Here is a 12,117-nt window from a genome sequence, read left to right as displayed (position 1 = left end):
GCCAAAAAAACGGAAATCCTTTTAAAGGATTTCCGTTTTTTATCGGCTGACATTAGTGATGGTCGCCGGTGTCTCTTGCTTAGTATTGCTGCCTGCTGAGGTGCTGACACCTCTCAGTTCAAAGAATGTATTCGCGACAGCCCTCTTGGCAGAGACTTTGTCACCCGTCTTAGAGTCGAGGTAAATACCGAGCCTTGACAGTACAGCATGTGATTTCAATGTTTTCTTTGATAGATCTGTGTTAGTCCATACTAAAGTTGGTTTAACTGGTTCGCTGCCGTCACATGACCCTTGCAGACTGTTCGTCAGCTGACATATTTTTTTAGTCTGCACAGAGGACGGCTGTTTGAAGTGCTGACCGACACCCATCTGTGTCGGACTAACAGCTGTCACCGCATTGACGATATCGCGCCACAATGTCAGCTGATAATGGTTCTCCTCGTCAAATGATGTCGGTTTGTCGTAGCCCATCCAGATACCCATAGTGACGCTTGGGTTGTAACCGATGAACAGACTATCTGTGGCATTTTGTGCAGTACCTGTTTTACCTGCCCAGTCCTGCTTATAGGCGAATGTGCCTTTCAGCTGATAAGCACTACCGGTATCGAGCACGCCTTTTAACATGTCCGTCATAATATAAGAGGTGGCATCACTGAACACGCGTTCCGGCCGTGCTTTATGCTGGTAGATGACCTTGCCATCTTTTGAACGGATGCTGTCGATCAAATAGCTTTCCTGATAATTACCATTGTTGGCCAATGCGGAGAAGCCGTTGACATCATCTTCAAGTGTGATATCCGTTGCACCGAGCGGTAATGATAAGTTAGGCTTTTCGCTGTCCGGAATATCGATATGCATCTTCTCAAGGAAGTTCCACGGTTGCCTGTTTTGTATGCCGGAATATAAGCGCAGTGTACTTAAGTTGAATGAGTTTTCCAGAGCAATTCTTGCGGTTACTTCGCCGAACTCCTTTTTAGCATAGTTTTCCGGTGAATAGCCGTTAATATCAAACTTTTTATCGAGCAGCACGGTCTCCGGTGTGATGACACCGTATTCGACTGCCGGCGCATAGTCGAGCAGCGGCTTCATAGTCGAGCCTGGCGAACGTTTCGTCTGAGTGGCATGGTTGTTCTGAGATTTCTCATGGTTACGCCCGCCGACGAACGCCAGAATTTTACCTGTCTTATTCTCTTTCAGCATAACGCCGACTTCATGCTGCAGCGTCTCGGTTTTGCCGTTCACGTCGACTTGACGGTCGACTGAATAATAGTTCGGGTTATTTTTAATGTCATTCATGACATCGTAAATCTTTTTATTGATTGTCGTATCGACCGTGTAGCCTTCATTTCTTAGTGACTGATCAGCTTTCACTCTGTATTTATCAGCAAGTACTGGCGTGTCATCGATCTCCTGCTTTGAAATACCATCCTGCTCAGCAAGCACGTATTTCATAATATCGACAGCGCGGCGTTCTACTTCTTCGACAAGAAACGGATATTGGTCAGCAGGATTTTCCACCCGGTCTTTGAATGATTGTTTCAGATTGAAATTTTTAGCCTCATCGTATTGCTGCTGCGTGATTTTTTTCTTCTGCAGCATTCTTGCCAGCACGTACTGCTGACGGTGCATACCGTAGCTGAGTTCATCATCGCTCTTCAGACTGCCGTTCGTCAGAAATGGTGTATATGTATAAGGGTTCTGAGGCAGACCGGCAAGAAAAGCACTTTGTGCGATGTTCAAGTCTTTGGCATGTTTACCGAAAATACCGCGGGCTGCCGCTTCAATGCCGGCCACGTTCTGACCATTTGTATTACGGCCGAAGCTGACGACGTTCAAATAAGCAGACATGATTTCCTGTTTGGATAATGATTTTTCGACGCGCAATGATAGCAGCATTTCCTTAGCTTTTCGTTCGAATGAAGTCTCGTTGGACAGCAGCTGGTTTTTTATGAGCTGCTGAGTCAGCGTACTGCCGCCGGAGCTGGTGCTGGACCCGAGAATCTCCTGTGCTGAAGCCCGGATAAATGCTTTCGGCACAATGCCGTTATGCTTATAGAAATATTCATCTTCTGTCGCCACGAGTGCATCGACAACATGCGGATTAATCTGTTGATAATTGACGACTTGCCGCTGGGTATCGGCATTCAAGCTGCCGAGTGACTGCCCAGTGCCGAAATAAACAGTAGTGCTCTCAGCCATCTGGTTCAGTGCTTTCTTGAGTGCGGCATCGCTCTCAACAGGCTGATCTTTGACGAGCGCTGCGAAGTAGCCGGTACCGAATCCTGCCAGCAGAGCAATCAGCAGAATGGACACAATGAGAAAGAAGAACAAGATATTTGAAAAAGTATGATAGATCGTATGAAAAACTACATAAGGCGTCCATTCGATGGAACTCAGCCTTTTCTTAGCGTGAGCATATGTATTCTTGCTATAAGAAGAGAAGCGATTGTTTTTTACCATTATTAACCTCCCGGAATATTTCCAGTATATCATAACAAGTAACTTGACGTAGCTGAAATGAAACATTAAACTGTTATCATAATTATATAATGTTCAGACTAAAGGACAAGTAATAAATGAAGATTATCCGAAGAGAGTCAGTGGTGCTGTGAACTGATGAAATCTCATTTATGAATACACCTGGCATAAGGTCTGACGGACGATGACCGTCTCATCGAATAAGTGATGAGCAATCATAAGTATGGTGGTACCGTGCAGTCAAGCACCCTTACGTTTCGGCGTAGGGGTGCTTTTTATTTTTATCATAACAAGGAGGATTATATATGAACGCATTATTAGAAGATTTACGCTGGAGAGGGTTAATTTATCAGGAGACACATCCAGAAGCCATGGAAGAACTGTTGAACAAGGAATCTGTCAGTCTATACTGCGGGGCTGACCCGACAGCGGACAGCCTGCATATCGGTCATCTACTGCCCTTTTTAACGTTAAAGAGATTTCAGCAGCACGGACACCGTCCGGTTGTACTGATCGGCGGCGGTACAGGAATGATCGGTGATCCGTCCGGCCGTTCAGACGAACGTGTGCTGCAGACACCTGAAATGGTGCAGCAGAACGTTGACGGCATTAACAGACAGATGGAGCAGCTGTTTGATTTTACTGGAGGGAACGGTGCGGTCCGCGTGAACAATAAAGACTGGCTCGGTCAGATTGACCTGCTGACATTTCTCCGCGACTACGGTAAACATGTCGGTGTCAACTACATGCTTGCTAAAGACAGTATTCAGTCACGTCTTGAAGGGGGTATTTCCTATACTGAATTCACTTATACCATTCTTCAGGCAATCGACTTCGGTCATCTGAACAAAGAGCATAACGTGAAGCTGCAGATCGGCGGCTCTGACCAGTGGGGGAATATTACATCTGGAATTGAACTGATGCGCCGCATGTACGGCGAAGTTGAAGCATACGGGATGACGATTCCGCTCGTCACAAAATCTGACGGCAAAAAGTTCGGGAAATCTGAAAGCGGTGCAGTATGGCTTGATAGAACAAAGACATCTCCTTATGAGTTCTACCAGTTCTGGATCAACACACCGGATGCGGACGTCATTAAATACTTGAAGTACTTCACATTCTTATCTCACGACGAAATTGATGCACTTGAGCAATCAGTCGAACAGGAACCGCATCTACGTCTTGCCCAAAGAAAACTTGCTGAAGAAGTGACGAAGCTTGTCCACGATGAAGCAGCGCTCTCGGACGCTGTGCGTATTACAGAGGCGTTATTCAAAGGAGACTTAGCTGCACTGTCTGCTGCGGAAATCCGTGAAGGGTTCAAAGATGTGCCGCAGTCGACGGTTACAGCAGCGGCAGACTTAGTTGAGCTGCTTGTAGAAGCAGGCATCTCACCGAGTAAACGTCAGGCGCGGGAAGACATTACAAACGGTGCCATTTCAATCAACGGCGAGAAGCAGACAGATGTCAGCTATGAAGTCGGCGACAGTGATAAGATTGATGACGAGTTCATGATTATCCGCCGCGGTAAGAAGAAATATTTCATGGTGACTTTTAATTAGTGAGAAGACTGGTTACTGCCAGTCTTTTTTGGGTAGTGAGTATTAATGTAGAACATTAAATATAAAGGAGTAACAATATGAGAAAACTTTTATTACCTATTATTGCGATTGCTGCAGTCCTGCTTGTGCTCGGCAGTATGCTGATCGGGCCTTATAACAGACTGGTGGATTTAAGCCAGGATGTGGATAAGGCAGAATCGGATATCGATGTTAACTTGCAGCGCCGTCTGGATCTGATTCCTAACCTTGTAGAAACAGTGAAAGGTTACGCGAAGCATGAAGAAGATGTCTTCAAATCAGTGGCAGATGCCCGCTCTAAATTAGCAGGAGCTACTCAAAATGGTACGATTAAAGAAAAATCTGAAGCCAATGCTGAGATGACTTCTGCATTAGGCCGTCTGATTGCTATCAGTGAAGCTTATCCTGAACTGAAAGCTGATACACAGTTCACAGGACTGCGTGATGAACTTGCAGGTACTGAGAACCGTATCGCTGTTTCACGTCGTGACTACAATGATAAGGCGACAGAATACAACAAAGTCGTCAAACGTTTCCCGGGAAGTATTGTCGCTGGTCTGACAGGTTTCAGAGAACGAGATCTCTTTAAATCAGACAGTGCTGCACAAAATGCACCGGACGTTAATTTTGATACAAACAGTAAGGATAGCAATTAATGAACAAAATCGCGTTAATCTTCGCGATTATCGTCAGTGCTTTGTTACCGCTGAATGAGGCGAGTGCAGCTGAACCTCTGCCTAAGCTTAAGCAGCCTGTGTACACTCAGGACAATGCCTCATTGTTGTCCGGTACACAAGTTTCAGAAATCAATGAGCTGGGTAATCGGCTAGAACAAGGGACGACTGCAGAAATACTTTTAATGACAATGCCGTCCATCGGTCAGGAAAACCGCGCTGACTACGCACTAAGAGCAGGGCGTGAATACGGTGTCGGACAGAAGGACAAAAACAACGGAATTGTCATTCTGCTGAATCTGGACAATGGCAATGAATTTAAAAACCGTGGTATCGAAGTGCAGGTAGGTTATGGGCTTGAAGGTGTGCTGAATGATGCTAAAGTCGGGGCGCTGATTGACAAGTACGCGATGCCTGATCTGCGCCAGGCGGTGGCACTCGACCCAAAAGGTGAAAGTGCTGAAGCTAAACAGCTGTATGGTCAGGCAATGACTAAGCTGTACAAAGCTGTATGGCAGGAAATTGCTGATTCATACGGCTATGATGGCAGTAAGTTTACGCGGGAACAACCGATGCAGACAACAAGTTCCGGCCATTCATTCAGTGTCTTTCAGATTTTGATTACATTGTTCTTTCTTTACTTGATCTTCTCCATTTTCTTTAGAGGAGGAGGCGGCGGCGGTCGAGGCGGCCGTAGACGAGGCGGTATCGGACCAGTTATTTTCTTCCCGACAGGCGGCGGCTTTGGCGGTGGATTCTCGTCAGGAGGATTCGGCGATGGCGGCTTCGGCGGTGGCGGCTTTGGCGGTGGCGGCTTCGGCGGCGGTGGCGCAGGACGCGGCTTCTAATCACAACACAAAAACGGAAATCCAACATGGATTTCCGTTTTTGTGTTGTGATTAGTTTGTCTGATCTTTTGTGCTGCGGAGCATCAGTTCCACATCTTTAGTATGGCCGCCTCTCACAATCGTGAACTTCACTGTATCTCCTGACTTCTTATTCTGATAAATATAGGATTTAAGTTCACTGTCAGAAGCAACAGCTTGATTATCCACTTTTGTGATTAAATCGCCTTCATTGAATACTTTTCCTGCGTAGTCATCTGTCTGAGCGACGATGACGCCTTTATTGGAGCTGATACCCATCTCCTGCAAGTACTGCGTCGGAATAGAGTCAGCACTCGTTAAGGCAAGACCCATGTATGGTCTGATGACTTTACCGTTTTTGACGATTTGTTTGATGATGGTTTTGACATCGTTCGCTGGAATGGCGAAGCCGATACCTTCTACTTCTGTGGAAGAAATTTTCATTGAATTGATGCCGATTAATTGCCCTTTTGTATTAAGCAGAGCGCCCCCTGAATTACCGGGATTAATGGCTGCGTCTGTCTGAATCGCTTTAACAGATGACGTTCCGGCAGAAGTCGAGACGTCCATTGTCCGTTCCTTAGCGCTGACAATCCCTTCGGTCACACTATTCGCGAAATCAAGACCGAGCGGATTACCGATGGCATACACTGTATCTCCGGTTCTAATACTGGATGAGTCGCCGAACGGAACAGGCGTTATATGAAGATTGCCTTTCACTTTCAGCACGGCAATATCTGTCAGGGCATCTGTACCGATCAGCTCTGCATCATACTGTTTTCCCGTTGACAGCTGGACTTTAATGTCAGAAGCGCCTTCTACAACGTGATTATTTGTCACAATATAGGACACATTGTCAGCGGCCTGATAAATGACACCTGACCCTGTCCCAGTCTCTTCTTCTGTGCTCTGTGAAGGACTGAACGGGTTACTGCTTGCTTTTTGCATATTGATGACCCCGACAATTGCCGGTGAGATCTTATCGATGGTATCAGCGAAACTGCTGTTCGCTGATGTTTTTGATAAATTATAATCTTTACTGTTAGTAGTCGTGACAGTGCCGCCATCATTTGACGTATGATTGATAAAAGGCAGCTGCATCGCACCTATCGTCAGAGCAGAGCCGAGGACGCCGCCGAGCAGTGCCTGTGGAAAGGCGCTTTTACGTTTTACGGGCTGCTGTGCATAGGGCGCTGTATACTGCTGTTCATGCTCTTCAAAGTTTGACATAAAAAAGACCTCCTGCATTACTGTTTTTATAATGAGTGTTATTATTATTTTTATCATTTAATTATGAAAATAAAATGAAAATTATCTAAAAGTATCAGTTGACTTACTTGCTGCTATGGTAAAATAGAGTCGTAGCTATAGATTTCTAAAATAGAGGTGTCAATCATGTATAAACCGATAGCAACGCTCTTATATTTAGTCCTGAAAGTACTGCTTCGCAAAGTGAAAATCATTGACAAGAAAAATCTGCCGGCGGATTCCCGCTATGTAGTGACGTGCACACATACGAGCATGGTGGAAATCGTTATTCTTGCTATAGCCGTTTATCCAAATGAGATCAATTATATGGCGAAGCAGGAGCTGTTCAAGAATAAGTTTCTGAAATGGTTTTTCACGAATACGAATGCCTTTCCTGTGAACCGTGACAACCCGGGGCCGTCAACGTTGAAAATCCCTGTGAAACTGCTGAATCAAGGAAAGACTATCGGGATGTTTCCAGCAGGATCACGACAAGCCGGCGCACCAGTGAAACGCGGCGCCGCTACTATTGCTGTACTCGGCAAAGCACCAATCGTTCCGGCGAGCTATAAAGGTGTGTCCACATTCAAAGAATTATTTAAGCGGGGGACTAAAACATTTATCAAGTTTGGTCAGCCTATCCATCCGCAAGATTATTTAGCGGACTATAAAAAAAGTGAAGCCATTGATATGATCACTGCTGAACTTGAGATGAGAATGAACCAGCTGAGCCTTGATCTTGAAAATAAGAACTAACGAATAACAGCACCGGATTGATCAATCCAGTGCTGTTATTTAATATGCCTTCATTACGATTGTCTCTGTGTACTCATCCGGATAAATAAATTCTAACTTGATGACGTGTTGTCTATTCGTTTTCTTTGCTACAGCTTTTGACTGGTCTCTGTATAAATTCAAACAACTGTTTTTTTCTTTTTCATCTATCAGCTGGAATCTTGTGTCGTTAACATATGAAGTCGGATGAGATGCTTTTAGTAAGATAGTTGGCATCATGCCCACCCCTTTTGTATTTGGTTTAAGTATCTTTTTTATACTAGTACCTTTTTTTCGGAGAAGTTAAACATCAGAGGGCATAAAGATTTATTTTTTTAGCTTAATGTCAGACAAAAATGACATCATATATATTAAATATTCTGAATATATAGTATAATTCATCAAAAAGGGGAAAATGAATGAGTGATGGCCTGAATCAGCAGAGACATACAGATGTAAACCATTTCATCTCTCAAATGACAGATGTCAAAAGAAAAAAAGATGCCTATCAACTGCTTAAAATATTTGAACAGGCGTCTGGTTTTGAACCGAGAATGTGGGGTCCGTCAATGGTAGGTTTCGGTAAATACCACTATATGATTGAAGAAAAGTTTGAAGGGGATGCTCCTCTTGTAGCCTTCGCATTAAAAAAAACGAAAATCAATCTTTATTTGGCCGCTGTGAACAGTAAAGGTGGAAAACAGCTGAAACAGCTCGGTAAATATAGAAGGGGAAAATCATGCCTTTATATAAAGGAAGTCAATGATATTGATGAAGAAGTGCTGCATGACCTCATTCTCGCGTCCATTCAATATTTAACTACTGCCTACGAGCCGAAAAAATGAGACAAGTGCTTAAGCACTTGTCTCATTTGTTGACTGTTCCTGGTCAGCTTCTGAAGTAAAAAGACTGGTTTCAAGATCGAGCAGTTTATTATAAGCCGCTTGATCGATATTTTCTAAACTCAGCTTTTTTGCTGCCAGATCAGTAATAGTATCTATTTCGATACCTGTGGCTGTCGCGATTTGATATGCAGTAAGTTTGCCACTAAATAAATGTTTGAGGCATCTCAATATTATCACCCTTAATTTTATAATAATGTGAATTATAGAGCAATAACCTACGAAAGCATATTTATGGTTAAATTGATATAATTAATTAATTAAAGTGTATCATGACTGATAGTCAATTACAAGATAGTAAAAATATTTATATGCATTTTCCAATTACATGTATATATGAATAGAAAATATTCTATTATCGGCTGCAACTCTTGACGCATTCCGCTGCCGGTTTCTTCATTGAAACTGTCTGTGTCAGTGCGTATAATCTGTGTTGTAGTGACCAATCAGCAAAGGGGAATTTTATGATGGAATTATTATTGACTGGAGAGCATTTAACTATTGATCAGGTGCGTCAGTTTATTGCAGATAAGGGGTCTGTAATTGTTGCTGATGAAGCTGTCGAGCGCGTCAAAGCGAGCCGGAAAATCGTCGAACGGATTATCAATGAACGTGAAACCATTTATGGTATTACAACAGGATTTGGTTTATTTAGTGATGTATTGATCGAGGAGACACAGTATAATCAGCTGCAGGTGAATCTGATCCGGTCGCATGCCTGTGGTGTCGGTAAACCATTCTCGCAGGATGTAGCCCTTGTGATGATGATACTGCGTCTGAACACGATGCTGAAAGGCCATTCCGGTGTGACTGCAGAACTTGTCGAGCAGCTGGTATTCTTTATTAACCAACGCATTATTCCGGTCATTCCGGGCCAGGGCTCACTCGGTGCGTCCGGTGACCTGGCACCATTATCTCACTTGGCACTGGCACTGATCGGTGAAGGACGTGTCTATTATCAAGGTGAAGAAACAGACAGTGCAGCTGTCCTCGTGCATCTGGAGCGCCCGGCACTGAAGCTGCAGGCGAAAGAAGGGCTCGCCTTGATCAACGGCACGCAGGCGATGACAGCTCAGGGCGTTATCAGTTACATAGAAGCAGAAAGCATCGGTTACCAGGCAGAATGGATTGCGGCACTGACTCATCAGGCACTGAACGGTATTACGGATGCGTATCATGAGAATGTCCACATCGTGCGTAATTCTCAAGAGCAGACAGCAGTAGCGGCAAGAATGCTTGACTGGCTGGAAGGCTCAAAACTTACAACAAGACAAGGTGAAGTACGTGTCCAGGATGCTTATTCACTGCGCTGCATCCCGCAGATTCATGGGGCGAGCTTCCAAGTGTTCCGCCATGTTAAAGAAGTCCTTGAAAAAGAGATGAATGCGGCAAATGATAATCCACTGATTTTTGATCAGAATGATGAGACATTAGTGATCTCAGGCGGCAACTTCCACGGTCAGCCGGTCGCATTTGCGCTTGATTATTTGAAGCTCGGTATCAGCGAACTGGCCAGCGTCTCTGAACGGCGGATTGAACGGTTAGTCAATCCGCAGCTGAACGGTGGTCTGCCGGCATTTTTAAGCCCGGAACCCGGACTTCAGAGCGGTATGATGATTATGCAGTATGCGGCAGCAAGCCTTGTCTCTGAGAACAAGACACTCGCGCATCCGGCAAGCGTTGATTCTATTCCATCTTCAGCCAACCAGGAAGACCACGTATCAATGGGCACTATTGCATCACGTCATGGTTATATGATGCTTGAGAATACGCGTAACGTTCTTGCGATTGAATGTATCATCGCGCTGCAGGCAGCCGAACTGAAAGGTGCAGACCGACTGTCGCTGAAGACGAAGAAGAAGTTTGACGAATATAGAGCATTTATTCCGTCTGTCACAGAAGATAGACAGTTTTATAAAGATATAGCAGAAGCGGCAGCTTACTTAAGACAGGACGCTTACAAGGCATAAGTCATCCGGCAGGAACTAATTTTTAGTTCCTGCTTTTATTGTGTAGGATTCATTCTTAATCACTGATATAATCAATATACACTTAATTAAGGGAGGTTTTTTTTATGTTTTCATTTTTACAGCGTATCGGCCGCAGTCTGATGCTGCCGGTAGCGGTGCTGCCAGCTGCTGCCTTGCTGCTCGGAATTGGTTACTGGATCGATCCGACCGGTTGGGGCGCGAATAATCCTGTCGCTGGATTCCTGATTAAAGCAGGTTCAGCGATTCTTGATCATTTAGGCATGCTGTTTGCTATCGGGGTTGCACTCGGGATGAGTAAGTCAAAAGACGGTGCAGCCGCCCTTGCCGCAGTCGTCGGCTTTATGGTTGTGACGACCGTGTTGTCCACTGCATCAGTTGCGAACTTGATGGGAATAGCACCTGAGCAAGTAAACAAGGGGTTTGAGAAAATTGACAATGTCTTTGTCGGTATTCTTGTCGGATTAATTGCAGCATGGACATTTAACAAGTTCCATCAGACAGAGCTGCCCGCTGCTCTTGCATTCTTCAGCGGCAGACGACTCGTCCCTATTTTAGTATCGTTTTTTGCGATGCTGCTATCATTAGTGCTGCTATTTGTATGGCCGTTTGTATTCGGTGCGTTAGTCAGTTTCGGTGAATGGATGTTAGGACTCGGGGCAGTAGGTGCCGGATTATTCGGTTTCTTCAATCGGCTGCTCATTCCAGTCGGTCTTCACCATGCTTTGAACACAGTGTTCTGGTTTGACGTCGCCGGGATTGATGATATTAAGAAATTCCAGAGCAAAGATGCTGTTAAAGGTGTTACCGGCATGTATCAGGCTGGTTTCTTCCCAGTCATGATGTTCGGGGTGCCAGGTGCAGCTCTTGCGATGTATCATTCAGCGAAGTCAGCACGCAAAAAAGCGGTTGCCGGTATTTTTCTTGCAGGTGCAGTATCCGCGTTCCTGACAGGTGTGACTGAGCCGGTTGAGTTCGCCTTTATGTTTGTCGCCCCCGCACTGTACTTCGTTCATGCCGTGCTGACAGGGCTGTCAATGTTCATTGCAGCGTCGTTCCACTGGACAGCGGGCTTCGGATTCAGCGCAGGATTCATTGACTATCTGTTATCTTTAAAAAATCCTAATGCGAACCATCCATTGATGTTACTAGTGCTCGGCGTCATCTACTTTGCGCTGTACTATATTATTTTCCGCTTTGCTATTAAAGTGCTTGATATTAAGACACCTGGCCGCGAAAGTGACGAAGAGATTGCCGCTATGGCGTTAAGTGAAGGTGACGAAGTAGGGCCAGCTGATGAAGTGACCGCTGATAACTTATCTTCCAATAAATACGATGCTTTAGCGCAGCGTGTTATTCAAGGCGTAGGCGGCCCGTCAAACATCGAGCATATGACGAACTGTGCGACGCGTCTTAGGTTTGAACTGAAGAATAATCGACTGGTTGATGAGCAGCTGCTGAAGCAGGCTGGATCAGCCGGTGTCATTAAAACTGGACAGAAGAATGCTCAAGTAATTATTGGCACTCATGTTCAGCAGGTGGCCGATGCTGTCGAGCATCATTTAAAATAAAAAATAAAAAAGCTGGAATCTAATGATTCCAGCCTT

General features: G+C 44.9%; 11 protein-coding genes. 7 read left to right on the top strand and 4 right to left on the bottom strand.

The features are described 5' to 3' along the window. Positions 1-39: 39 nt before the first annotated feature. Positions 40-2,460: a transglycosylase domain-containing protein gene (locus KFV11_RS07925; protein ID WP_254249644.1), complete on the bottom strand. Its 2,421-nt coding sequence runs from the start codon at positions 2,458-2,460 to the stop codon at positions 40-42. 323 nt (positions 2,461-2,783) lie between these two features. On the opposite strand from KFV11_RS07925, the gene tyrS reads away from it, so the two are divergent. From tyrS to KFV11_RS07910, 3 genes are all read left to right on the top strand, one after another. Further along, positions 2,784-4,040 (top strand): tyrosine--tRNA ligase, encoded by a 1,257-nt coding sequence (gene tyrS, locus KFV11_RS07920; protein WP_254249643.1) that lies wholly within the window; start codon positions 2,784-2,786, stop codon positions 4,038-4,040. Between the two features lie 77 nt (positions 4,041-4,117). Further along, on the top strand, positions 4,118-4,714 hold the full coding sequence (locus KFV11_RS07915) for a LemA family protein (protein WP_254249642.1): 597 nt from the start codon (positions 4,118-4,120) through the stop codon (positions 4,712-4,714). After that, positions 4,714-5,580: a TPM domain-containing protein gene (locus KFV11_RS07910; RefSeq protein WP_254249641.1), complete on the top strand. Its 867-nt coding sequence runs from the start codon at positions 4,714-4,716 to the stop codon at positions 5,578-5,580. The genes KFV11_RS07915 and KFV11_RS07910 overlap by 1 nt, the downstream gene beginning before the upstream one ends. Before the next feature lie 51 nt (positions 5,581-5,631). On the opposite strand, the gene KFV11_RS07905 is transcribed toward KFV11_RS07910, so the two are convergent. Continuing rightward, complete coding sequence (locus KFV11_RS07905; RefSeq protein WP_254249640.1) at positions 5,632-6,828, bottom strand: S1C family serine protease; 1,197 nt, start codon at positions 6,826-6,828, stop codon at positions 5,632-5,634. A 165-nt stretch (positions 6,829-6,993) separates the two neighbouring features. On the opposite strand from KFV11_RS07905, the gene KFV11_RS07900 reads away from it, so the two are divergent. Continuing rightward, positions 6,994-7,602, top strand: a complete 609-nt coding sequence (locus KFV11_RS07900) for a lysophospholipid acyltransferase family protein (RefSeq protein ID WP_149459519.1) — start codon at positions 6,994-6,996, stop codon at positions 7,600-7,602. 39 nt (positions 7,603-7,641) lie between these two features. Here KFV11_RS07900 and KFV11_RS07895 read toward each other — a convergent pair whose 3' ends face one another. Continuing rightward, the gene (locus tag KFV11_RS07895; protein ID WP_254249639.1) at positions 7,642-7,857 is read right to left on the bottom strand and encodes a hypothetical protein; all 216 of its coding nucleotides are present in this window, start codon (positions 7,855-7,857) and stop codon (positions 7,642-7,644) included. Between the two features lie 182 nt (positions 7,858-8,039). Here KFV11_RS07895 and KFV11_RS07890 point away from each other — a divergent pair, with 182 nt between their 5' ends. Further along, complete coding sequence (locus KFV11_RS07890) at positions 8,040-8,465, top strand: DUF1801 domain-containing protein (protein ID WP_149459521.1); 426 nt, start codon at positions 8,040-8,042, stop codon at positions 8,463-8,465. 9 nt (positions 8,466-8,474) lie between these two features. Here the strand turns inward: KFV11_RS07890 and KFV11_RS07885 are convergent, their stop codons facing one another. Continuing rightward, on the bottom strand, positions 8,475-8,693 hold the full coding sequence (locus KFV11_RS07885; RefSeq protein WP_149459522.1) for a hypothetical protein: 219 nt from the start codon (positions 8,691-8,693) through the stop codon (positions 8,475-8,477). Between the two features lie 296 nt (positions 8,694-8,989). Here KFV11_RS07885 and hutH point away from each other — a divergent pair, with 296 nt between their 5' ends. Together hutH and nagE are read left to right on the top strand one after the other, a co-directional pair. Beyond that, positions 8,990-10,492: a histidine ammonia-lyase gene (hutH, locus tag KFV11_RS07880; RefSeq protein WP_254250612.1), complete on the top strand. Its 1,503-nt coding sequence runs from the start codon at positions 8,990-8,992 to the stop codon at positions 10,490-10,492. Positions 10,493-10,596: 104 nt separating this feature from the next. After that, the gene (nagE, locus tag KFV11_RS07875) at positions 10,597-12,081 is read left to right on the top strand and encodes an N-acetylglucosamine-specific PTS transporter subunit IIBC (protein ID WP_149459524.1); all 1,485 of its coding nucleotides are present in this window, start codon (positions 10,597-10,599) and stop codon (positions 12,079-12,081) included. Positions 12,082-12,117 lie beyond the last annotated feature (36 nt).

This window comes from Macrococcus equipercicus (genome assembly GCF_024205945.1).
Classification (GTDB): domain Bacteria; phylum Bacillota; class Bacilli; order Staphylococcales; family Staphylococcaceae; genus Macrococcus; species Macrococcus equipercicus.
This window is presented reverse-complemented; position numbering and strand designations above follow the sequence as displayed.